This window comes from Natronincola peptidivorans (genome assembly GCF_900111615.1).
GTDB classification, from domain to species: domain Bacteria; phylum Bacillota; class Clostridia; order Peptostreptococcales; family Natronincolaceae; genus Natronincola_A; species Natronincola_A peptidivorans.
Window position 1 is genome coordinate 58,277 of sequence record NZ_FOHU01000014.1, and the last position, 21,930, is coordinate 80,206.

The 21,930-nt window shown below is 35.9% G+C and carries 40 protein-coding genes; 1 reads left to right on the forward strand and 39 read right to left on the reverse strand.

What is annotated here, in order from left to right; all coding sequences use genetic code 11:
• Positions 1-10: 10 nt before the first annotated feature.
• Positions 11-1,030, forward strand: coding sequence for a tyrosine-type recombinase/integrase (locus BMX10_RS13545; protein WP_090445307.1), 1,020 nt, complete (start codon positions 11-13; stop codon positions 1,028-1,030).
• A 125-nt stretch (positions 1,031-1,155) separates the two neighbouring features.
• On the opposite strand, the gene rpsI is transcribed toward BMX10_RS13545, so the two are convergent.
• From rpsI to BMX10_RS13740, 39 genes are all read right to left on the reverse strand, one after another.
• Positions 1,156-1,548, reverse strand: coding sequence for a 30S ribosomal protein S9 (gene rpsI, locus BMX10_RS13550; protein WP_090445310.1), 393 nt, complete (start codon positions 1,546-1,548; stop codon positions 1,156-1,158).
• 32 nt (positions 1,549-1,580) lie between these two features.
• Entirely contained in the window at positions 1,581-2,009 is a 429-nt protein-coding gene (gene rplM / locus BMX10_RS13555; protein WP_090445435.1) for a 50S ribosomal protein L13, read from the reverse strand.
• A 134-nt stretch (positions 2,010-2,143) separates the two neighbouring features.
• Positions 2,144-2,890, reverse strand: coding sequence for a tRNA pseudouridine(38-40) synthase TruA (truA, locus tag BMX10_RS13560; RefSeq protein WP_090445313.1), 747 nt, complete (start codon positions 2,888-2,890; stop codon positions 2,144-2,146).
• A gap of 30 nt (positions 2,891-2,920) precedes the next feature.
• The gene (locus BMX10_RS13565; protein ID WP_090445316.1) at positions 2,921-3,715 is read right to left on the reverse strand and encodes an energy-coupling factor transporter transmembrane component T family protein; all 795 of its coding nucleotides are present in this window, start codon (positions 3,713-3,715) and stop codon (positions 2,921-2,923) included.
• On the reverse strand, positions 3,708-4,571 hold the full coding sequence (locus tag BMX10_RS13570; RefSeq protein ID WP_090445319.1) for an energy-coupling factor transporter ATPase: 864 nt from the start codon (positions 4,569-4,571) through the stop codon (positions 3,708-3,710). Before BMX10_RS13570 ends, BMX10_RS13565 begins: the two co-directional genes overlap by 8 nt.
• The gene (locus BMX10_RS13575; RefSeq protein ID WP_090445438.1) at positions 4,556-5,392 is read right to left on the reverse strand and encodes an energy-coupling factor transporter ATPase; all 837 of its coding nucleotides are present in this window, start codon (positions 5,390-5,392) and stop codon (positions 4,556-4,558) included. Before BMX10_RS13575 ends, BMX10_RS13570 begins: the two co-directional genes overlap by 16 nt.
• A gap of 287 nt (positions 5,393-5,679) precedes the next feature.
• A complete protein-coding gene (rplQ, locus tag BMX10_RS13580; RefSeq protein ID WP_090445322.1) occupies positions 5,680-6,021 on the reverse strand; it encodes a 50S ribosomal protein L17 in 342 nt (113 codons plus the stop codon).
• A gap of 22 nt (positions 6,022-6,043) precedes the next feature.
• Positions 6,044-6,991 (reverse strand): DNA-directed RNA polymerase subunit alpha, encoded by a 948-nt coding sequence (locus BMX10_RS13585; RefSeq protein WP_090445325.1) that lies wholly within the window; start codon positions 6,989-6,991, stop codon positions 6,044-6,046.
• A 65-nt stretch (positions 6,992-7,056) separates the two neighbouring features.
• Positions 7,057-7,680, reverse strand: coding sequence for a 30S ribosomal protein S4 (gene rpsD, locus BMX10_RS13590; RefSeq protein ID WP_090445328.1), 624 nt, complete (start codon positions 7,678-7,680; stop codon positions 7,057-7,059).
• Positions 7,681-7,710: 30 nt separating this feature from the next.
• Positions 7,711-8,109 (reverse strand): 30S ribosomal protein S11, encoded by a 399-nt coding sequence (gene rpsK, locus BMX10_RS13595; RefSeq protein WP_090445331.1) that lies wholly within the window; start codon positions 8,107-8,109, stop codon positions 7,711-7,713.
• Positions 8,110-8,128: 19 nt separating this feature from the next.
• Positions 8,129-8,503, reverse strand: coding sequence for a 30S ribosomal protein S13 (rpsM, locus tag BMX10_RS13600; RefSeq protein WP_090445337.1), 375 nt, complete (start codon positions 8,501-8,503; stop codon positions 8,129-8,131).
• A gap of 210 nt (positions 8,504-8,713) precedes the next feature.
• Positions 8,714-8,827, reverse strand: a complete 114-nt coding sequence (gene rpmJ / locus BMX10_RS13605) for a 50S ribosomal protein L36 (RefSeq protein ID WP_090445341.1) — start codon at positions 8,825-8,827, stop codon at positions 8,714-8,716.
• Positions 8,828-8,880: 53 nt separating this feature from the next.
• Positions 8,881-9,099, reverse strand: coding sequence for a translation initiation factor IF-1 (gene infA, locus BMX10_RS13610; RefSeq protein ID WP_090445345.1), 219 nt, complete (start codon positions 9,097-9,099; stop codon positions 8,881-8,883).
• Between the two features lie 26 nt (positions 9,100-9,125).
• Entirely contained in the window at positions 9,126-9,404 is a 279-nt protein-coding gene (locus BMX10_RS13615; protein ID WP_090445348.1) for a KOW domain-containing RNA-binding protein, read from the reverse strand.
• Between the two features lie 24 nt (positions 9,405-9,428).
• A complete protein-coding gene (gene map / locus BMX10_RS13620; RefSeq protein WP_090445350.1) occupies positions 9,429-10,175 on the reverse strand; it encodes a type I methionyl aminopeptidase in 747 nt (248 codons plus the stop codon).
• Positions 10,175-10,825: an adenylate kinase gene (locus BMX10_RS13625; protein ID WP_090445354.1), complete on the reverse strand. Its 651-nt coding sequence runs from the start codon at positions 10,823-10,825 to the stop codon at positions 10,175-10,177. The genes map and BMX10_RS13625 overlap by 1 nt, the downstream gene beginning before the upstream one ends.
• A gap of 72 nt (positions 10,826-10,897) precedes the next feature.
• Complete coding sequence (gene secY / locus BMX10_RS13630; RefSeq protein WP_090445357.1) at positions 10,898-12,172, reverse strand: preprotein translocase subunit SecY; 1,275 nt, start codon at positions 12,170-12,172, stop codon at positions 10,898-10,900.
• Position 12,173: 1 nt separating this feature from the next.
• On the reverse strand, positions 12,174-12,617 hold the full coding sequence (gene rplO, locus BMX10_RS13635) for a 50S ribosomal protein L15 (RefSeq protein ID WP_090445360.1): 444 nt from the start codon (positions 12,615-12,617) through the stop codon (positions 12,174-12,176).
• Positions 12,618-12,633: 16 nt separating this feature from the next.
• On the reverse strand, positions 12,634-12,813 hold the full coding sequence (rpmD, locus tag BMX10_RS13640; protein ID WP_090445362.1) for a 50S ribosomal protein L30: 180 nt from the start codon (positions 12,811-12,813) through the stop codon (positions 12,634-12,636).
• 13 nt (positions 12,814-12,826) lie between these two features.
• Complete coding sequence (rpsE, locus tag BMX10_RS13645; RefSeq protein ID WP_090445365.1) at positions 12,827-13,333, reverse strand: 30S ribosomal protein S5; 507 nt, start codon at positions 13,331-13,333, stop codon at positions 12,827-12,829.
• 18 nt (positions 13,334-13,351) lie between these two features.
• Positions 13,352-13,720, reverse strand: coding sequence for a 50S ribosomal protein L18 (gene rplR, locus BMX10_RS13650; protein ID WP_090445368.1), 369 nt, complete (start codon positions 13,718-13,720; stop codon positions 13,352-13,354).
• Positions 13,721-13,739: 19 nt separating this feature from the next.
• The gene (gene rplF / locus BMX10_RS13655) at positions 13,740-14,279 is read right to left on the reverse strand and encodes a 50S ribosomal protein L6 (protein ID WP_090445371.1); all 540 of its coding nucleotides are present in this window, start codon (positions 14,277-14,279) and stop codon (positions 13,740-13,742) included.
• A gap of 28 nt (positions 14,280-14,307) precedes the next feature.
• On the reverse strand, positions 14,308-14,706 hold the full coding sequence (rpsH, locus tag BMX10_RS13660) for a 30S ribosomal protein S8 (RefSeq protein ID WP_090445374.1): 399 nt from the start codon (positions 14,704-14,706) through the stop codon (positions 14,308-14,310).
• Between the two features lie 21 nt (positions 14,707-14,727).
• Positions 14,728-14,913: a type Z 30S ribosomal protein S14 gene (locus tag BMX10_RS13665; RefSeq protein ID WP_090445379.1), complete on the reverse strand. Its 186-nt coding sequence runs from the start codon at positions 14,911-14,913 to the stop codon at positions 14,728-14,730.
• A 17-nt stretch (positions 14,914-14,930) separates the two neighbouring features.
• A complete protein-coding gene (gene rplE / locus BMX10_RS13670) occupies positions 14,931-15,470 on the reverse strand; it encodes a 50S ribosomal protein L5 (protein WP_090445382.1) in 540 nt (179 codons plus the stop codon).
• A 26-nt stretch (positions 15,471-15,496) separates the two neighbouring features.
• The gene (gene rplX, locus BMX10_RS13675; RefSeq protein WP_090445384.1) at positions 15,497-15,808 is read right to left on the reverse strand and encodes a 50S ribosomal protein L24; all 312 of its coding nucleotides are present in this window, start codon (positions 15,806-15,808) and stop codon (positions 15,497-15,499) included.
• 17 nt (positions 15,809-15,825) lie between these two features.
• On the reverse strand, positions 15,826-16,194 hold the full coding sequence (gene rplN, locus BMX10_RS13680; protein WP_090445387.1) for a 50S ribosomal protein L14: 369 nt from the start codon (positions 16,192-16,194) through the stop codon (positions 15,826-15,828).
• A 26-nt stretch (positions 16,195-16,220) separates the two neighbouring features.
• Positions 16,221-16,475: a 30S ribosomal protein S17 gene (gene rpsQ, locus BMX10_RS13685; protein WP_090445390.1), complete on the reverse strand. Its 255-nt coding sequence runs from the start codon at positions 16,473-16,475 to the stop codon at positions 16,221-16,223.
• Positions 16,476-16,519: 44 nt separating this feature from the next.
• Entirely contained in the window at positions 16,520-16,714 is a 195-nt protein-coding gene (gene rpmC, locus BMX10_RS13690; RefSeq protein WP_090445394.1) for a 50S ribosomal protein L29, read from the reverse strand.
• Complete coding sequence (gene rplP / locus BMX10_RS13695; RefSeq protein WP_090445397.1) at positions 16,704-17,147, reverse strand: 50S ribosomal protein L16; 444 nt, start codon at positions 17,145-17,147, stop codon at positions 16,704-16,706. The genes rpmC and rplP overlap by 11 nt, the downstream gene beginning before the upstream one ends.
• 32 nt (positions 17,148-17,179) lie before the next feature.
• Positions 17,180-17,860: a 30S ribosomal protein S3 gene (rpsC, locus tag BMX10_RS13700; RefSeq protein ID WP_090445400.1), complete on the reverse strand. Its 681-nt coding sequence runs from the start codon at positions 17,858-17,860 to the stop codon at positions 17,180-17,182.
• Between the two features lie 18 nt (positions 17,861-17,878).
• Positions 17,879-18,211, reverse strand: coding sequence for a 50S ribosomal protein L22 (gene rplV, locus BMX10_RS13705; RefSeq protein WP_090445403.1), 333 nt, complete (start codon positions 18,209-18,211; stop codon positions 17,879-17,881).
• A gap of 67 nt (positions 18,212-18,278) precedes the next feature.
• Entirely contained in the window at positions 18,279-18,560 is a 282-nt protein-coding gene (rpsS, locus tag BMX10_RS13710) for a 30S ribosomal protein S19 (RefSeq protein WP_090445406.1), read from the reverse strand.
• Positions 18,561-18,619: 59 nt separating this feature from the next.
• Positions 18,620-19,450 (reverse strand): 50S ribosomal protein L2, encoded by an 831-nt coding sequence (gene rplB / locus BMX10_RS13715; RefSeq protein WP_090445409.1) that lies wholly within the window; start codon positions 19,448-19,450, stop codon positions 18,620-18,622.
• Between the two features lie 34 nt (positions 19,451-19,484).
• The gene (gene rplW / locus BMX10_RS13720; RefSeq protein WP_090445412.1) at positions 19,485-19,775 is read right to left on the reverse strand and encodes a 50S ribosomal protein L23; all 291 of its coding nucleotides are present in this window, start codon (positions 19,773-19,775) and stop codon (positions 19,485-19,487) included.
• Positions 19,775-20,398 carry a 50S ribosomal protein L4 gene (gene rplD / locus BMX10_RS13725; RefSeq protein WP_090445414.1) on the reverse strand — a complete coding sequence of 208 codons (624 nt, stop codon included), beginning with the start codon at positions 20,396-20,398 and terminating at the stop codon, positions 19,775-19,777. The genes rplW and rplD overlap by 1 nt, the downstream gene beginning before the upstream one ends.
• A 26-nt stretch (positions 20,399-20,424) precedes the next feature.
• Complete coding sequence (gene rplC, locus BMX10_RS13730) at positions 20,425-21,057, reverse strand: 50S ribosomal protein L3 (protein WP_090445417.1); 633 nt, start codon at positions 21,055-21,057, stop codon at positions 20,425-20,427.
• A 101-nt stretch (positions 21,058-21,158) separates the two neighbouring features.
• Positions 21,159-21,479 carry a 30S ribosomal protein S10 gene (rpsJ, locus tag BMX10_RS13735; protein ID WP_089282913.1) on the reverse strand — a complete coding sequence of 107 codons (321 nt, stop codon included), beginning with the start codon at positions 21,477-21,479 and terminating at the stop codon, positions 21,159-21,161.
• 355 nt (positions 21,480-21,834) lie between these two features.
• Positions 21,835-21,930 (reverse strand): EF-Tu C-terminal domain-related protein (locus tag BMX10_RS13740; protein ID WP_330387928.1); only part of this gene is annotated, 96 nt, incomplete at its 5' end.

The following is a 21,930-nucleotide window of genomic DNA, read 5'->3' on the forward strand; positions in this document are numbered from 1 at the left end:
ATTAGTAGCTATGAGATTACCGAATGGCTACGGTAGTGTGTATAAGCTTTCAGGTAATAGGCGTAAGCCTTGGATTGCTAGAAAGACTATAGGATGGGATGAGAATGGAAAGCAACTTTATCAAACAATAGGTTATTATGAGAAAAGGCCAGATGCTCTTAATGCACTTGCTGAATTTAACAAGAATCCTTATGACATGAAGGTTTCTACGATTACATTTGCTGAAGTATTTGAGAAATGGAACGAAGGAAAATATCCTACTATTTCAAAATCTAATATAAATGGATATAATGCAGCTTTTAAAACCTCTGAAGTACTACACAATATCAAGTTTGTTGAGATAAGAGCTAAGCATATGCAGGATGTGATTAGGACTTGTGGTAAGGGCCATGGCACCCTTAGAAAAATAAAGGTATTATTTAATCAACTTTATAAGTTTGCCATGGAGAATGATATTGTTACTAAAGATTATTCTGATTATGTGGATATCGGTAAAAATACAGAAGGCAGTACTAGAAAGTCATTTACCTCTAAGGAGATAAAAAGATTGTTCGAAGTAGTAGATCATATTGAGTTTGTAGATACTATCTTGATCATGATTTATACTGGCCTTAGAATAGGTGAACTGCTAATATTGGAAAACGCGGCTATTGACTTAGACAATAGAACTATAATAGGTGGAATAAAGACAGAAGCAGGAAAAGATAGGATTGTTCCTATAAGTAGTAAGATACTTCCCTTAGTAGAAAATAGAGTATCTTTAAATAAATACTTTTTGATGAATATAGAAGGTAATATGCTAAAATACGATAATTACTATAGAGAAAAATTCATCCCAATTATGGAGCAACTGGGAATGGATCACAAACCACATGACTGTAGACACACCTTTGCCACTTTGATGGGTAACGCTGGAGCTGATACTGTAGCACTACAAAAGATAATAGGACATGCTAGCTATCAAACCACTGCTAATATTTATACGCATAAGGATATAGAACAATTAAAGAAGGCTATCGATCTGATTTAGTACTTTGTTAGTTATGCGTTAGTTTTATGTTAGTTTTATGTAATTTTTAGTATGTTTTAATAGATTCTTAGAAAGAACAAAACCTCCAAATATAAGCATTTGGAGGTTTTTCATTTTTAACTTTACTATCTCTTTGAGAATTGTGGAGCACGTCTTGCTGCTTTTAAACCATATTTCTTTCTTTCCTTCATTCTTGCATCTCTTGTTAAGAAACCAGCTTTTTTTAAAACCCCTCTTAATTCATCATCGGATTTTATTAGTGCTCTTGATATACCATGTCTTAAAGCACCAGCTTGGCCTGTGAAGCCTCCACCTTTAACGGTTGCGATAACATCATATTTAGCTGTAGTGTTTGTCAGGTCTAATGGACGTCTTACTTCTCTTTTTAGTGTTTCATAATCTAGATATTCTTCAATATCACGTTTATTTATAGTAATGTTTCCTTCACCAGGAACTAATCTAACTCTAGCAATTGATTTTTTTCTTCTACCTGTTCCATAATACGCTACTTTTGCCATCTATTTTCTCCTCCTTTCGTATCTGATAAATATTAGATATCTAATACTTCTGGTTTTTGAGCTTCATGATTGTGGTTCGGACCAGCATATATTTTAAGTTTTTTAATCATTTGTCTGCCAAGTCTTGTTTTTGGAAGCATACCTTTTACTGAATTGAAAAGTAATTTTTCTGGTTTTTCAGCAAGCATTCTTCTGAAAGGCACTTGCTTTAACCCTCCTGGATGTCCTGTATGATAAGTATAGAATTGTTGATCTAGTTTTTTACCTGTTAGTTCAACCTTTTCAGCGTTTACAATAATTACAAAATCACCGGTATCTACATGAGGTGTATATTCTGGTTTGTTTTTACCTGTTAATATTTTTGCAATTTCTGTACATAATCTACCTAGGGTTTTACCTTCAGCGTCAACTACAAACCATTTCTTTTCCACTTCATTTGGCTTCGCCATATATGATTTCATCGTTTTCCCTCCTTCTAGATTTCCTAAAAAATCATCTGTTTTCTTACATAGTCCTCTAGTGGTATTTATATGAATAAGACCCGGGGCTAGTGGATCCTTATTTACATACACTCATATATTTTAATACAACCACCCTAGTGTGTCAAGGGGTAAAATACTTTCTCTAAAAATAAACCTTGGGGTGGAGCAAGATGTCCCGCATTTCTTCTGTCACCTGTTTCTAAAGCTTTCTTTACTATCTCTAAATCTCTCTTACCACTGCCTATTTCCACTAAAGTCCCTACTATGATTCTCACCATGTTATATAAAAACCCATTCCCTTCAAATTCCAACCAAATACAGTGACCCTGTCTTTCTAGCTTTATATGCTTTATTGTTCGAATTGTACTTTTTACGCTGCTGCCGCTGGACATAAAGGCTTTAAAATCATGGGTGCCTATAAAAAGCTTAACTGCTTCTTCTATTTTAGCTATATCTAACTCATAGGTGATATGATAGCTGTGGTTTCTTAATAAAGGACTTCTTTGAGGATATATGTATAGCTGGTATCCATACATCTTTCCCTCTGCCCAATATCTCGCATGAAAATCCTTTGATACTTCCTTTGCTTCCAAAACAGCAATATCCTGAGGCAAAAAGTGATTGATGGCTCTAGCAAAACCTCCTACTGGAATATTGGAAGCTGTGTAAAAGTTCGCCACCTGTCCTCTAGCATGAACTTTAGCATCTGTCCTGCCAGAACCATTGATATTTAAATCCTCGCCAGTTAGTTTTTTTAAAGCTTTCTTAATTTCTCCCTGAATCGTTATGCCATTAGGTTGTATCTGCCATCCATTGTAGTTTGTGCCATCATATTCAATTTTAATCATAATGTTTCGCATAGAAATCAGTCCCATCTATGTTTAAAGATTTTATAGTCTTAAGAACACCAACACAGCTATTAATGTCCCTGCTACAGCAAAACCTACAATGTCCTGTTTTACCATTCTTAATTCCTTCATCCGAGTACGGTTATCTCCTCCTCGATAGCATCTAGCCTCCATTGCCATAGCAAGGTCATCTGCTCTTCTAAAGGCGCTTATGAATAGTGGGACTAGAAGGGGCACTAAGCTTTTGGCTCGATTAATAATGTTGCCGCTTTCAAAATCTGCCCCTCTAGCAATTTGTGCCTTCATGATTTTATCAGTTTCTTCTAATAGGGTAGGTATAAATCTTAAGGCTATTGTCATCATCATAGCCAACTCATGGGCTGGAATTCCAATTCTTTTAAATGGATTCAAGAGATGCTCTATGCCATCTGTCAGCATGATAGGCGATGTTGTTAAGGTTAGTAAGGAGGTGCCTACCACCAAAAGTATCAGCCTTATCGCCATAAATACTGCTTGATATAAACCTTCTCTTGTTACATTTAATGGTCCTATATGGAATAAACTTTCACCGCTGGTCATGAACACATTAATAAAAAATGTAATGGTAATTAAAATATATAACGGTTTTAAACCTTTAATCATATATTTAAAGGGAATTTTAGAAATAATGGTTGCCATAATAATAAAGCTCACAACAAAAATATACCCTATAAAGTTTTTTACAAGAAATAAACCTACAATCAAAGCAAATGTTACTAAGATTTTAGTTCTAGGATCTAACTTGTGTATTGCTGACCCTGTTGGATAATGTTGTCCTATTGTTATATCTTTAAGCATCTCTCTTACCTCTTATCCATTTTAAGATTTCTTCCTTTGCCTCTTCTACAGTAAAAATATCTTCTCCTAAGTGAACTCCTGCTTCCTTAAGCTTATCCATTAAAAAAGTAATTTGAGGAATACCTAGACCTATAGATTCTAATATGCTTGATTGTTTGAATACTTCTCTAGGTGCTCCAGTCAGTGCCACTTTGCCACGATGCATTACTATAATTCTATCTACAAGCTTTGCTATATCCTCCATACTATGAGATACAAGAATAATAGTGTTTTTATATTTCTCATGAAGAACTTTAATTTGTTGTAGTATTTCGTCTCTAGACCTAGGATCTAAGCCTGCTGTGGGCTCATCTAGAATCAATACCTCAGGTCGCATAGCTAATACCCCTGCAATTGCAACTCTTCTTCTTTGGCCACCACTCAACTCAAAAGGAGATCTATCCTTTAGCTGATCATAAGAAAGCTTTACTAGCTCCATTGCTTCTTTTACTCTTTCTTTGATTTCTTTCTCAGTTAACCCAAGATTAAATGGCCCAAAGGCTATATCTTTGTATACAGTTTCTTCAAACAGCTGATGTTCTGGGTATTGAAATACCAAGCCTACTCTTTTCCTAACTTCCACCAGCTTTACAGAGGTATCTGTAATATCTAGGTTGTTAATAATAATTTTACCACTACTGGGCTTTATCAAACCATTAAGATGTTGGATAAGGGTTGATTTTCCTGAGCCTGTGTGGCCTATTAACCCTATAAATTCTCCATCCTGTATTTCAATAGAAACATTATCTAAAGCTTTTGTTTCAAAGGGACTTTTAGGATTATAGATATGGGTTAATTTTTCTATTTTAATCGACATAATTCCATCACCATCTCATCTACAGTTAGTATATCTGCTGGCAGGCTGATACCTTCCTTCACTAGCTCATGAGCTAAATCTGTAACCTGAGGTACATCTAAGCCTAATATTTTTAATTTCTCTACCTGAGTAAACACTTCTCTAGGAGTGCCTTCTAATACTATTTTCCCATCCTCCATTACAATCACTCGATCTGCATTTACTGCTTCCTCCATAAAGTGGGTAATATGAATAATGGTTATGTTTTCTTCTTTATTTAACTTCTTTATTGTATTGATGACTTCATTTCTTCCAACCGGATCTAGCATAGCTGTTGGCTCATCAAAGATGATGCAGTCCGGACGCATAGCAATCACTCCAGCGATGGCGATTCTTTGTTTTTGTCCACCAGACAGTAAATGAGGAGCTTTTTCTCTGTACTCTATCATATCTACAATATTTAAAGCTTCATCTACCCTCTTACGTATCTCCTCTGGTGTTACACCTAGGTTTTCAGGTCCAAAAGCAACATCTTCCTCTACTATTGTGGCAACAATTTGGTTGTCGGGGTTTTGGAAAACCATCCCGGCTGTTTGTCTTATATCCCACATATTGCTTTCGTCCTTTGTATCCATATCTTTTACCATTACCTTGCCTTCTGTAGGTAATAGCAAAGCATTAATGTGCTTGGCTAATGTAGATTTGCCTGACCCATTATGTCCAATAATAACTACAAACTCTCCTTTTTTCACCTTTATAGAGATATCCTTTAGAGCCTTTATCTCTTCTTCGTTATTTTTATATTGAAAGGTCACATTTTCTACTTCTATCATTGATTTCATTAGGATCTCCTCGCTTATAGTTTTCCAGTTTTCTTCTTTTAATATGGTATATATACCCAATTTCTTTGTTTTCTGTAACATCATTTCATTTTCACTTAAAGATAAGCTTCACTTTAAGAAATATCCCTCTCTTAACCTCAAGCTCAGCTTTAATCTAGATATATATCCTTAAGGATTCATCCTATATTATAACTTATTTTTTCTTTAAAAACTATTATTTATCACAACTATTTATCTCAGCAAAAAAACAGGGACCAAGTTTTATGGACTTAATCCCTTTTGTCTATTTATACTAGTTCAAGAATTACCATTTCAGCAGCGTCCCCTCTTCTAGGGCCTACTTTAATGATTCTTGTATAACCACCATTTCTATCTTGGTATTTTGCAGCTATATCAGTGAATAAGTCTTTTACAACTGTTTCATCTGTCATATATGCCAATGCTTGACGTCTAGCATGAAGGTCGCCTTTTTTAGCTAAAGTAATCATTTTATCTGCTAATCTTTTAGTTTCTTTAGCTCTAGTGTCAGTAGTTTCAATACGTCCACTTTTTATAAGACTTGTTACTAAGTTTCTTAGCATCAAATCTCTATGACCACTTTCACGTCCTAATTTTCTATATCCAGCCATAACTATCCCTCCTTACTACTAGTTACTCATCACTTGGTCTTAAACCTAAGCCTAGCTCAGCTAATTTCTTTTGTACCTCTTCAAGAGATTTCTTTCCAAGGTTTCTAACCTTCATCATATCTTCTTCTGATTTCATCGTAAGCTCCTGAACGGTATTAATGCCAGCTCTTTTTAAACAGTTATAGGATCGAACAGAAAGGTCTAGTTCTTCTATTGTCATTTCCAGCATCTTTTCTTTTTTATCTTCTTCTTTGTGTACCATGATTTCTACATCATTCACATGCTCTGTCAAAGTGATAAAAAGATTGAGATGTTCGTTCATAATCTTAGCTGCTAATGAAATAGCTTCATCAGGTTTGATACTACCGTCAGTAAATACTTCTATAATCAATTTGTCATAGTCAGTAACTTGACCTACTCTAGTGTTTTCAACTGAGTAGCTTACTTTTTTTACAGGAGTAAAGATAGAATCAACAGGAAGTACCCCAATAGGCATTCCTGGTGTTTTGTTGTTCTCTGCGGCTATATAGCCCCTCCCCTTAGATACATTAATTTCCATCATGAACTTTCCTTCAGTATCTAATGTTGCAATATGCAGCTCTGGATTTAAAATCTCTACATCTGCATCAGCAATAATATCTCCTGCTGTAACAACACCTTCTCCTTCTGACTCAATTCTGATGGTTTTAGGTTCATCGCCATGTAATCTTACGGATAAACTTTTAAGGTTTAAGATGATTTCTGTTACATCTTCCTTTACACCAGGAATCGTAGTAAACTCATGTAATACCCCATCAATCTTGATGGAGGTTACTGCTGCTCCTGGCAGAGAAGATAACATAATCCTTCTAAGGGAATTTCCTAAGGTTGTGCCATAGCCTCTTTCTAGGGGCTCTACCACAAATCTACCATAGGAAAAGTCTTCACTTAATTCAACTACTTCTACTTTAGGTTTTTCCATTTCTATCATTTCGTTTAAACCCTCCTTTTAATATGTTCTGTACTATATTGAGGGTAACTGATTCTAATCATTTATTATCTAGAATATAGCTCAATTATTAGATTTTCTGCTATTGGTATGTCAACATCTTCTCTTGAAGGCAGTGAAACAATTTTTCCCTCTAACTTTTCAATATCTACACTTACCCATTGCGGTACTGTTCCTTTAAAGGTTTCCTTCAGTTCTTTAAACTGTGGAGAATTTGTAGAAGTTTCGCCAACTGCAATTACATCTCCAGCTTTTACAATATAAGAAGGAACGTCTACTTTTCTACCATTGATAGTGAAATGACCGTGGACTACTAATTGTCTTGCTTGCGCTCTTGAAGAAGCGAAACCTAATCTATAGATGACATTATCCAGTCTTGTTTCTAATATTCTTAAAAGATTTTCACCTGTGATACCTGCTTGTTTTTCAGCAATCTCGAAGTATTTTCTGAACTGAGCTTCCAATACTCCATAAAATCTTTTAGCTTTTTGTTTTTCTCTTAATTGCATACCATAGTTTGAAAGTTTTTTTCTACTGGTTCCATGTTGTCCTGGAGCAAAATTTCTTTTGTTAACAGCACATTTATCTGTATAGCATCTGTCGCCCTTTAAGTATAGTTTCATACCTTCACGTCGACATAGTCTACATACCGCCTCTGTATATCTTGCCATTCTTGCACCTCCTAATCCTTAAAATCTCTATTATACTCTTCTACGTTTTGGTGGTCTGCATCCGTTATGAGGCACTGGAGTTACATCTTTGATCATAGTAACCTCAAGGCCTGTTGCTTGTAATGAACGGATAGCAGCTTCTCTACCAGCTCCTGGTCCTTTAACAAATACTTCTACAGTTTTTAATCCGTGCTCCATAGCAGATTTAGCAGCTGTTTCTGCAGCCATTTGCGCCGCAAATGGTGTAGATTTTCTTGAGCCTTTAAATCCTAGCTGGCCTGCACTCGCCCATGCAATTGTATTCCCTTGTACATCCGTTAGTGTAATAATGGAATTATTAAAGGTAGATTGTATATGCGCTTGACCGCGTTCTATGTTTTTACGTTCTCTTCTTTTACGAGTGGTTTTTCTTTTTGCAACTTTTGCCATTCTTATCGCCCCTCCTTACCTATGCTTTTTTCTTCTTACGACCAACGGTTTTCTTAGGACCTTTTCGAGTACGAGCATTTGTCTTCGTTTTTTGTCCTCTTACAGGTAAACCTTTAATATGACGAATACCTCTATAGCATCTAATTTCTTTTAATCTTTTAATGTTCAGGGAAATTTCTCTTCTTAAATCTCCTTCAACATGGCAGTCTTCATCAATAACTTTTCTTAGTGCATTGATCTCTTCTTCTGTTAAGTCTTTGATTCTAGTGTCAGGATTAACACCAGCAGCAGCTAGTATGTCATTAGATGTTTTTCTGCCTATACCAAATATATAAGTTAAACCTATCTCTACTCTTTTATCCCTTGGTAAGTCAACACCAGCAATTCTGGCCATAGTGATTTACACCTCCTAATTCTCTTGTACCATCGTTATTACCTGTCAATGTCTTACTTATAATGAATTTTGTTGTTTGTAAATTTTGTGTTTGTAAAGTATATTGTTATTTGATCTTTTGACATCAGTTTATACTGATGCAGCCGCTCAAAAGAATCAATTTCCACAATAGCATATTATACTATAAAATCTCTAAAAATACTAGCATTATTATCCTTGTTTTTGCTTATGCTTAGGATTTTCACAAATTACCATTACTTTTCCATCTCTTTTTATGATTTTACATTTTTCGCAGATTGGTTTAACTGATGCTCTAACCTTCATTGTTATTCCTCCTTCAAACAGAACACTTGAAAATCTACTTTTTGTATTTAAATTTATTTTTTACGCCATGTTATTCTTCCACGAGTCAAGTCATACGGTGACAGTTCCACTGTAACTTTGTCACCAGGTAAAATCTTAATAAAATGCATTCTTAATTTTCCTGATATATGTGCTAAAATCTCATGACCATTTTCAAGCTGCACAATAAACATAGCATTTGGTAAAGCTTCTTTCACTATACCTTCTACTTCTATTACATCTTGTTTAGACATATGGCAATCAAACCTCCATTCTGAACCTAGGCATTTACACCTAGTCTTTCAAGCTCTCTTCTTATAAAGGCATTATTCATCTTTTTATTGTTTATAACCCGATCTTTAACCTCTTCAGACATAATATTGAGCTTAACCAGATGTTTCATTTTTTTCTTTTTGGGTTTATCTATTTTCCTAATGTCGCCGTCTAATATACGGATATATTCCTTGTCAATAATTTCTACCACGATAAAGAATCTTCCCTTATCTCTACCCTGAGTAGATTTTACTACTTGCCCTATATTTATATCGCTCTGTTCCACAAAATGTCACCTCATTTACCTGGATTATATTGTTGTCAAAATTTCAGGTTCTCCTTGTGTAATAGCGACGGTGTGTTCATAATGAGCAGAGTATCTTCCATCTATTGTCACTACAGTCCAGCCATCTGACAATACTTTTACTTCGTAGGTTCCTGCATTAATCATAGGTTCTATAGCTAAAACCATGCCTGCTTGAAGCCTAGGTCCCTTTCCTGGTAACCCATAGTTAGGAACCTGTGGTTCTTCATGCATTTTTGTACCAATACCATGACCAACATAATTTCTAACGACGGAAAACCCCTCGTTTTCTACGTAAGCTTGAATAGCATGAGAAATATCAGATAGTCGTTTACCTTCGTAGGCATTTTTTATGCCTTCATAAAAGCTTTCTCTAGTAACATGGATTAATCTTTGTGCCTGCTCACTAATTTGTCCTACACCATAGGTTTTAGCTGCGTCTCCATAATATCCTTCATAAAGTACGCCTATATCTATACTAATAATATCGCCATCTTCAAGTCTTTTTAATCCAGGAATTCCATGCACCACTTCATGATTGATTGACGTACATATACTAGCTGGAAAACCACCATATCCCTTAAATGCAGGAATAGCACCTTTTTTTATTATATAAGCTTCTGCCAGCTTATCTAATTCCTTGGTTGTTATTCCTGGTCTAATTGCCTCTTTCAATAGTTCATGAGTTTCCGCTACAATTTTTCCAGCTTGCCGCATGATTTCAATTTCTTGACCAGACTTAATATATATCATTAGGATTCTCTCCCTAAAACCTTGACAATCCCTTTTGAAACTTCCTCTATCTCTTGTTCACCATCAATTACAGCTAGTATGCCTTTTGCTTGATAGTATTGGATTAATGGCTGTGTTTCATTTAAATAGACTTCTATTCTTTTAGAGACCGTTGCTTCTGTGTCATCTTCTCTTTGATATAAGCTGCCACCGCATTGGTCGCATTGCTCTCCTTTCAAAGAAGGATTAAATTCTATATGGTAGGTAGCACCACAATCTTTACAGATTCTTCTGCCGACAACTCTTTTTATAAGTTTTTCTTTATCTACCTCTATGTTTACAACTTTATCTAAAGAAACACCCATTTGCTCTAATACATTGTCTAACGCCTCAGCCTGAGGAGCTGTTCGTGGAAAGCCATCTAGTAGAAATCCGTTCTTGCAATCCTCTTGCTGCAGACGATCTTCTACAATGGCTACCACTAGTTCATCTGGCACTAAAAGACCTTGATCCATATAATTTTTGGCTTTTTTCCCTAGTTCTGTTCCCTGCTTAATATTATATCTGAATATGTCCCCGGTTGAAATGTGGGGTACATGAAATTCATTTACAATAACCGCTGCCTGGGTCCCTTTTCCGGCCCCTGGTGGTCCTAGTAAAATTGTTCTCATTTTACCATCTCCCGGCATATTTTTTGGATGGTATCATGAGGAAAATTCCTCATGACAGATATTAACTACAGTTTATTTTAAGAATCCTTGATAATGTCTCATTAACATTTGTGCTTCTATTTGCTTCATGGTTTCTAGTGCAACCCCTACAACGATGAGTAATGCTGTACCACCAAAAGCAAGCGGCATACCTAACAGGTTAAGAATCAGTGTTGGTAATATAGCTATCGCAGCTAAAAACACAGCACCTGCTAAAGTAATCCTATTTAGTACCTTTGTTAGATAGTCAGAGGTTGGCTTTCCAGGACGAATCCCTGGTATAAAACCACCATTTTTCTTCATGTTTGTTGCTACTTCTACTGGATTGAAGGTAACAGCTGTGTAGAAGTAAGTGAAGAAAATGATTAATACAGCACTTAAGAATGTATAGATAAATACACCCGGTCTTGCAGTTGGAGATAACCATCTAGCTACAAATATTGCAAATCCACTGGTTTCTCCAAAGAAAAAGGCGATTGTTTGTGGAAAAGCTAATAAAGACATAGCAAAGATTACAGGAATTACTCCTGATTGGTTCACCTTCAAAGGAATGTGAGAGCTTTGTCCTCCGTACATTTTTCTTCCAACAACTCTTTTAGCGTATTGTACTGGAATTTTCCTTTGTCCTTCTTGAATAGCTACAACCCCAGCAATAATAACAATTGCAATCACCACAAAAATAATAATAGTGATGGGAGAGATTTCTCCTTGTCGGGTTAACACAAAGCTTCTGTAGATACCATCTGGTATTCTTGAAACAATTCCAGCAAAGATAATTAAAGAAATTCCATTACCTATTCCTTTTTCAGTGATTTGTTCACCTAACCACATCAGGAATGCTGTACCAGCTGTTAAGGTAAGTACAACTACAGTTATGCTGAAGGCATCTCTATTAATCAGTGCTCCTTGGAAAAGTCCTACGCTGATCCCAGTTGCTTGGATTAGGGCTAATATAACTGTTCCATATCTTGTGTATTGAGCTATTTTCTTTCTACCTTCTTCTCCTTCTTTTGCTAACTCTTCTAAGCTTGGGATAGCTATAGTTAAAAGCTGCATGATAATAGAAGCAGTAATATAAGGGGTAATACTTAAAGCAAAAATAGTCATGTTGCCAAAAGCACCACCAGAAAACATGTCAAACATTGCAAGTAATCCAGCATTTTCAACTATATTACGAACATAGTCGATATTGATCCCTGGGACTGGTATTACAGAACCTAATCTAAAAACAAGTAACATCATAAAGGTGTATAGGATTCTACTTCTTAAATCAGGGATTTTCCAAGCATTTCTTAAAGTAGATATCACCTTATATCACCTCTACTTTTCCACCAGCAGCTTCAATCTTTTCGACAGCTGATTGGGTAAATTTTTGAGCTTTAATGGTTAAGCTTTTTTCTAAGTTACCATTTCCTAAAATCTTTAAGCCGTCTTTTTCAATTTTCTTAATTGCACCTATCTCTTTTAGGAACTGTGCAGTAATTTCTGTTCCATTTTCAAATCTATTTAAATCTTCGATGTTAATTAATGTGAATTGTTTTTTGAAAATATTTGTGAAGCCACGTTTAGGAAGTCGTCTTGCAAGAGGCATTTGACCCCCTTCAAAACCTATTCTAACGCCGCCGCCACTACGTGATTTTTGACCATTGCTACCTCTTCCTGCAGTTTTACCAAGGCCAGTACCGGTACCTCTACCTTTTCTTTTGGTTTTTCTAACAGCACCTTCAGCAGGTCTAAGCTCATGTAACTTCATCTTTACACCTCCTTAATTATGCTTCTACAACTTCTACTAAGTGTTTTACTCTTTCGACCATACCTCGGATTTGTGGATTGTCGGGTTTTTCAACTGACTGCCCAACCTTTGCTAATCCTAAGGCTTCTATTGTTTTTCTTTGCTTTGGCAATGTACCAATAACACTTTTTATTAGTTTAATGTTTAAATTTGCCATAGTTTTCTCCCTCCTAACCTAAGAGTTCTTCTATGGATTTGCCTCTTAGTCTAGCTACATCCTCTGCTCTTTTTAGATTTTTTAATCCATCCATTGTAGCGTTTACCATGTTCCTTGAGTTGTTTGAGCCTAAAGACTTTGCTCTTACATCTTTAACTCCAGCTAGTTCTAGTATCGCTCGAACTGGTCCACCAGCAATAATTCCGGTACCCTCTCTAGCAGGCATAATTAATACATTGCCAGCACCAAAGTGACCAATTACTTCATGAGGCACTGTTGTATTTACAATTGGTACTTTAATTAAATTTTTCTTTGCATCTTGAATACCTTTTCTAATAGCATCTGGGATTTCCATTGCTTTTCCAGTACCTACTCCAACATGTCCGTTCTCATCACCAACTACTACTAAAGCAGCAAATCTAAAGTTTCTACCACCTTTTACAACCTTAGTAACACGTCTTATGTCAACAACTTGTTCTTTTAAGTCAAGTTGACTACCATCTATACGATTACGTAGCATGTATTTCCCTCCTTCTTATTAAAAGTCAAGTCCAGCTTCTCTTGCTCCTTCTGCCAATGCTTTTACTCTGCCGTGATAAATATATCCACCACGATCAAAAGTTACAGTCTTTACACCTTTTTCTAATGCTCTTTTTGCTACTAATTCTCCTACAAGCTTAGCTGCATCTTTGTTTCCTACAGCTTTCCCTTCACCACTAACTTCTTTATCTAAAGTAGAAGCAGCTACTATAGTTTGCCCTGTTTCATCGTTAATGATTTGAGCATACATGTTGCTTAAGCTTCTGTAAACATTTAATCTTGGTCGTTCAGCTGTTCCGGTAACCTTGTTTCGAACGCGCTGATGTCTTTTCTTTCTTGTAAGATTTTTGCTTACCTTCTTGATCACCTTGTTTCACTCCTTTCTATTACTTACCAGTCTTACCTTCTTTACGTCTAACGATTTCATCTGAGTATCGAATTCCTTTTCCTTTATAAGGTTCAGGTTTTCTTAACTCTCGGATTTTCGCTGCGTAATTTCCAACTTTTTGTTTGTTGATTCCTTTAACAAGGATTTCTGTTTGAGAAGGTACCTCTGTAGTAACACCCTCTGGATCTGTCATTTCTACAGGATGTGAGAAACCTAAGTTTAGTACTAGTTTGTTACCTTGCTTATTAGCTCTGTAACCTACACCAACTAAATTTAATTTTTTCTCATATCCCTTCACTACTCCGTCTACCATATTGGCGACAAGTGATCTTGATAAACCATGTAAAGATCTATGTTTTTTGTTGTTTGTTGGTCTCTCAACAAGAATTGTATTTTCTTCTACCTTAACAAGAATATCTTTATGAATTTGCTCTGCTAATGTTCCTTGAGGTCCTTTAACAGTAACAACGTTATTATTATCAACATTTACTTCTACGCCTTTTGATAATTCAATTGGCTTTACACCTATCCTTGACATGTTTGCACCTCCTTAAAAGTTATTACGATTACCAGATGTAAGCAATAACCTCTCCGCCAACGCCTTCTTTTCTAGCAATTCTATCTGCAATAATTCCTTTAGATGTAGAGATAATTGCAATCCCTAATCCACCTAAAACTCTGGGAATTTCATCTTTTTTTGCATAAACCCTTAGTCCAGGTTTTGAAATACGCTTAATGCCTGTAATAACTTTTTCGTTATTTTTACCAAACTTTAATTGCATTCTAATAATCCCTTGTTTCCCATCTTCTATAACATCAAAGCCTTTTATAAAACCCTCTTCAAGAAGAATGTTTGCAATTTCTTTCTTCATGTTAGAGGCTGGAATATCAACTGTCTCATGTTTTACCGCACTGGCATTTCTAATGCGAGTAAGCATATCTGCAATTGGATCTGTCATTGTCATAACCTTACCTCCTTCCCAATTTTACCAGCTAGCTTTTTTAACACCTGGTATTTGCCCTTTGTAGGCTAATTCTCTAAAACAAATACGACATATGCCAAATTTTCTTAAATAAGCATGTGGTCTTCCACATATTTTACATCTTGTATATTCTCTTGTTTTGAATTTTGCTTTTCTTTCTTGCTTAACTTTCAGAGATTGTTTTGCCACTACTTATACCTCCTTATTTATTTTGCGAAAGGCATTCCCATTAATTTTAACAACTCACGGCTTTCTTCATCTGTTTTCGCAGTGGTAACAAAGATAATGTCCATTCCCCTTGCTTTATCAACCTTATCATAGTCAATTTCTGGGAAAATCAATTGATCCTTGACACCTAAAGCATAGTTTCCTCTACCATCAAAGGCTTTAGCACTTACGCCTCTAAAGTCTCTTACCCTTGGTAAAGCAACGTTTAATAATCTATCTACAAATTCGTACATCTTTTCGCCTCTTAAAGTAGTTTTAGCGCCGATAGACATACCTTCTCGAAGTTTAAAATTAGAAACTGATTTTTTAGCCTTAGTAATAACAGGTTTTTGTCCTGTGATTGTTGTTAATTCCTGCACAGCTACTTCTAGTGCTTTAGGATTATCCTTAGCTTCTCCAACCCCCATGTTGACAATTACCTTCTCAATTTTAGGGATTTCCATGACACTTTTATATCCAAACTTCTCCATCATCGCTGGAGCAACTTCATTTTTATATTTATCATTTAATCTAGCCATTACTAGACTTACCTCCCTTCTTCGCTTTAGTCTAATACTTCGCCAGTCTTTTTGCTTACTCTTACTTTTTCACCGTTTTCAAGAATCTTATATCCTACTCTAACACCTTGGTTAGCTTTTTTATCAAAAATCATTACATTAGATGCATTTATTGGGGCTTCTTGATTGATGATGCCGCCTTTTTGGGTTTGAGCGTTTGGTTTTTGATGCTTTGTTACCATATTTACGCCTTCCACAATTACTCTATTCGCTTTAGGTAATACTTGTAGCACCTTACCCTTTTTAGCTTTATCTTTTCCAGCTATTACTACTACTGTGTCACCTTTCTTGATACGCATCTGTAACACCTCCTCGTTTATAATACTTCTGGAGCTAGTGAAACAATCTTCATAAACTCTTTATCTCTTAATTCTCTTGCTACTGGCCCAAAGATACGTGTCCCCATTGGTTGTTTATCTTCTTTAATAACAACAGCAGCATTTTGATCAAATTTAATATAAAATCCGTCTTTACGTCTAGTAACAGCTTTTGTTCTAACTACAACAGCTTTTACCACTTGACCTTTTTTTACAACTCCGCCTGGTGTTGCACTTTTAACTGAGCAGACGATTACGTCACCTATTCTGGCATACCTTCTCTTCGTGCCACCTAATACACGAATACAAAGTAATTCTTTTGCCCCCGAGTTATCTGCAACGCTAAGTCGTGATTCTTGTTGAATCATAGCGATACCTCCTTTTCAATCCTATTCTATTTAGCCTTTTCAACGATTTTTGCAAGTCTCCATCGTTTATCTTTTGATAATGGTCTTGTTTCCATAATTCTTACTTTATCTCCAATAGTACATTCATTCATTTCATCATGTGCTTTATATTTAGTCGTTCTTTTAACAGCTTTGCCATATAAAGGATGACGAACAAAATCCTCTACTAATACTACGATTGTTTTATCCATTTTGTCACTTACTACACGACCTAATCTACTTTTTCTTGTTCCTCTTTCCACCAGTTTGGCCTCCCTTCTCACCTACATCATCATTCATTATGAATTTATTTACCCATTTCTCGTTCTCTAATAAGGGTTTTGATTCTTGCGATATCTTTGCGAACATTTCTGATTCTCAAAGGGTTTTCGAGCTGGCCGGTCGCTAATTGGAAACGAAGGTTAAATAATTCACTTTTTGAATCAGCTAATTTTTGGTTTAATTCAACATCTGACATATCTCTTAATGTATTAGCTTTCATCAGCTTCACCACCCTTTACTTCTAATTCTTGACGTGTTACAAATTTACATTTGATTGGTAATTTATGAATAGCTAATCTCATAGCTTCTCTTGCTCTTTCTTCAGATACTCCTGCAATTTCAAACATAACTCTACCTGGCTTCACTACAGCTACCCAAAACTCTGGTGAACCTTTACCAGCACCCATACGAGTTTCAGCAGGTTTCTTTGTTACAGGTTTGTGAGGGAATATTTTGATCCAAACCTTACCCCCTCTTTTAATAGACCTTGTCATAGCAATACGAGCAGCTTCTATTTGATTAGAGGTGATCCATGCAGGTTCAAGAGCCATGATTCCATATTCTCCATAAGAAACCTTGTTTCCTCTAGTAGCTTCACCTGCCATTTTTCCTCTGTGTACTCTACGGCGTTTTACTCTTTTAGGCATTAACATGCGCTATTCCTCCTTCCTTCAAGGCATAACTGTTACTTGTTTTGTGTATTTTTATCTTCTTCTTTATTAACATTTCTCTTAGTAGGTAATACTTCACCTTTGTAAATCCAAACCTTTACACCTAATTTCCCATAGGTTGTAGTAGCTTCTGCAAAACCATAGTCAATATCCGCTCTTAAAGTGTGTAACGGAACATTTCCTTGATTGTAGCCTTCGGAACGTGCCATCTCTGCTCCACCAAGTCTTCCTGATGTTAGAACTTTGATTCCTTTTGCACCTGAACGCATTGCTCTTTGCATAGCTTGTTTCATTGCTCTTCTAAAAGAAACTCTTCTTTCTAGTGAGAAAGCAATGTTCTCCGCTACTAATTGAGCGTCTACCTCTGGCACTCTTACTTCTACTACATTTACTGCTACATTTTTCTTCGTTAACTTTTCTAATTCTTTTTTTACTTCTTCAACACCCTGTCCGCCCTTACCTATAACCATTCCAGGTTTTGCAGTGTGAATATTTATTTTAACTCTATTGTTGGCAGCTCTTTCAATCTCTACTTTAGAAATTCCAGCAATGAAAAGTTTCTCTTTAACGTATTTACGGATTTTGTGGTCTTCCACAAGTAGGCTGGAAAAATCTTTTTTATTGGCATACCATTTGGCGTCCCAATCTTTAATGATTCCTACTCTTAATCCGTGTGGGCTTACCTTTTGACCCATTATTTTCCCTCCTTATTTCTACTTTTCTTTTAGTACAACACCAATATGACTTGTTCTTTTTCTTATGGTAGTAGCTCGACCCATAGCTCTTGGTCTGAAACGTTTCATTGTAGGTCCTTGATTTGCATAAATTTCTGATACAAATAAATTCTCTCTATCCATATTATAGTTGTTTTCAGCATTAGCTAAAGCTGATTTAACAAGTTTTTCTACTATTGGTGCTGCCGCTCTAGGTGTATACTTTAGTATTGCTAAAGCCTCGTCAACTTTCTTACCTCGTACTAAATCAACAACTTGTTGAGCTTTTCTAGGAGCTATTCTAACAAATCTTACAATTGCTCTTGCTTCCATGGAATGACCTCCTTTCGTAATCTAGATCAAACAAGTATATAATTCCACAAAGCCAAAGATAATAATATTACTTTCTCTTTGTTGTTTTATCGTTATCATCATGTCCTCTATAGGTTCTGGTAGGAGCAAACTCCCCTAGTTTATGCCCAACCATGTCTTCTGTAACATATACTGGGACATGCTTTCTACCATCATGTACAGCAATAGTGTGCCCGATCATTTGTGGAAAAATAGTAGATGCTCTTGACCATGTTTTCACAACTCTTTTTTCACCTTTGTCATTCATCTCTTCTACTTTCTTTAGTAAGCCTTGATGAATAAAAGGTCCTTTTTTTAGTGATCTACCCATTACTTTTCCTCCCTTCAAGAAGTATGTGTCTCTTTATCTTTTCTCATTATATGGCTAAATTATTTCTTTCTTCTAGATATAATGTATTTGTTTGAAGCTTTTTTCTTATCACGGGTTTTGTATCCAAGTGTAGGCTTACCCCATGGTGTTACTGGTGAAGGTCTTCCAATAGGTGATCTACCTTCTCCACCACCGTGTGGATGGTCATTTGGATTCATGGCAGAACCTCTTACAGTAGGTCTAATTCCCATATGTCTTTTTCTACCCGCTTTACCGATAGTAATATTCTCATGGTCATGGTTCCCTACTTCTCCTACCGTCGCTTTACAATCCATCATGATTTGTCTTATTTCTCCAGAAGGTAATCTTAATAGTGCATATTTCCCTTCCTTCGCCATTAGTTGGGCTGAGTTACCAGCAGCTCTTGCAATCTGTCCACCTTTACCTGGCTTCATTTCGATATTATGGATGATGGTACCTACTGGGATGTTTCTTAATGGTAAAGCATTTCCTGCTTTAATATCTGCACCTGTGCCAGATTCTACTACATCCCCAACCTTTAGTCCATTTGGAGCAATAATATATCTTTTTTCTCCATCAGCATAGTGTAGTAAAGCTATATTAGCTGTTCTATTTGGGTCATATTCGATAGATGCAACCTTTGCTGGTATATCATCTTTGTTTCTCTTAAAATCGATAATTCTATATTTTCTTTTCATACCGCCACCTCTATGGCGAACGGTTATTTTACCATGAACATTTCTACCACCAGTTTTATTAAGTGTTTCTAAGAGTGATCTTTCAGGTTCCACCTTTGTGATTTCTTCAAATGTAGAAACTGTCATTTCTCTTCTAGCTGGTGAAGTAGGATTAAACTTTTTTATACCCATTTCTGTTTCCCTCCTTCGTATTGCAAATCAACTCTTACATTCCTTCAAATAACTCGATTGTTTTGCTGTCTTCTGTTAATGTGACAATAGCTTTTTTCCAATCAGCTCTTTTGCCAACATTTTTTCCCATTCTCTTAACTTTTCCTCTCATGTTCAAGGTATTAACCTTCTCCACCTTAACACCAAAGATTTTCTCTATAGCTTTTCTGACTTCTGTTTTATTAGCTCTTTTCGCTACAACAAAAGCATATTTTTTATCAGCGATGTCCGCCATGCTTTGCTCAGTTACTAATGGTTTAATAACAATATCGTGTGGATTTGTCATTATGCGTACACCTCCTCCACTTTTTGAACCGCATCTTTTGTAATAATGAATTTGTCATATTTTAAAATGTCATAAACATTTAATGTATTTACAGAAGCTGTCTCAATTCCTGGGATGTTTTTAGCTGATCTGATAACAGCTTCATTTTTATCCCCTATTACAATCAACGCTTTCTTTTCTACTTTTAAGTTCTTTAAGATGTTAGCCATCTCTTTTGTCTTTGGTGCTTCCAAAGTAAGTTCTTCTAATACAATAAGTTCATTACTATTTACTTTTGAAGTAAGTGCCGATTTCATGGCAAGTCTTTTTACTTTCTTCGGTAATGTGTACCCATGATTTCTTGGTTTTGGTGCAAATACAACACCTCCGCCAACCCATAGTGGTGAACGAATGGTACCATGTCGAGCACGTCCAGTTCCTTTTTGTCTCCATGGCCTTCTCCCGCCGCCTCTTACTTCTGATCTAGTTTTAGCAGACTGTGTTCCTTGTCTTTTATTTGCAAGTTGATTTTTAACAACTTCATAAAGCACGTGTTGGTTTACTTCTACGCCAAATACATTGTCGCTTAATTCTATTTCATTTACTTGTTCTCCAGACACATTGTATACAGATACTTTAGGCATAGTAAATCCTCCTTTCTGCAATTAAATTATTTCCCTTGTTTTGTTGTTTCTTTGATAATTAATAATCCTTTTTTAGGTCCTGGCACAGCGCCCTTTACTAAAAGAGCATTTCTTTCTGTGTCTACCTTTACCACTTCAAGATTTTGAACAGTAACCTGTACTGCTCCCATATGCCCAGGTAATTTTTTGCCCTTGAATACTCTCCCTGGATACGCAGACGCACCCATTGAACCAGGTCTTCTATGATATCTAGAACCATGTGACATCGGTCCTCTGCTTTGACCATGTCTTTTAATAACACCTTGGAATCCTTTACCTTTAGAGACACCTGTAATATCTACTTTTTCACCTTCTTGGAAAAGATCCGCTTTGATTTCTTGACCTACTGTGAATTCTGGTGCGTTTTCTGTTCTAAATTCCTTTAGTTTTCTTTTGGCAGGAATTCCAGCCTTATCGTAATGTCCTTTTAATGGTTTGTTAACATTTTTTTCCTTTAAGGTATCATAACCTACTTGAACTGCATTGTATCCGTCTGTCTCAACAGTTTTTACTTGTGCCACAGCATTAGGTTCTACTTCAATAACAGTTACAGGTATTACTAACCCTTCGTTGTTGAAAATTTGAGTCATTCCAACTTTTCTACCTAATAAACCCTTCATTCTATTACACCTCCTATTAATCTTACAGCGGATTATACATTGCGTATAATCATACTAAGATAGGATGAATCTCATCTCTTTATCTTAGTTAAATTCATTTATTATAATTTGATTTCTATATCTACGCCTGCTGGTAAGTCTAATCTCATTAATGCATCAACTGTTTTAGGCGTTGGGTTTAAGATGTCAACCAATCTTTTATGGGTTCTCATCTCAAACTGCTCTCTTGAATCCTTGTACTTGTGAACTGCTCTTAGTATAGTGATAATTTGTTTTTCTGTTGGTAATGGAACTGGTCCTGAAACTTCTGCTCCACTTCTTTTAGCAGTTTCCACAATTTTTTCAGCTGACTGATCTAATACTTTGTGATCATAAGCTTTTAGTCTGATTCTAATTTTTTGCTTTGCTTTAGCTGTTGCCATTTGCTTTCCCTCCCTTTCATCGCACGTGATTTCTTTTTACGTACGACCTAGACTACTGATACACCGTTCCGGGTGTGTTGAGATTTTTTTATATCAATGTCAGGTAGTCTTGTCGCCCGATTCTTAGATCTAGACATTTCTCCACGAAAATTTCCTTACATTAGCAACCTTTCGCTTCATTGACTCTTCATAAAACTATAGGAACATGTCAAATAGACACTAGTATATTTTATAACATCTAGTTGTAAAATTCAACCCTATTTCAGATATTTATTAATTTTTTTCTATTTTTCATAAATGCAAATTTAGAAGAAGAGAAAGCCTCTTCTTCTAAATTAATTTTGCTCAAATCTTACTATTCAATAATAGAAGCAACTACTCCAGCACCTACAGTTCTTCCACCTTCACGGATAGCGAATCTTAAGCCTTCTTCTGTAGCGATTGGGCTGAT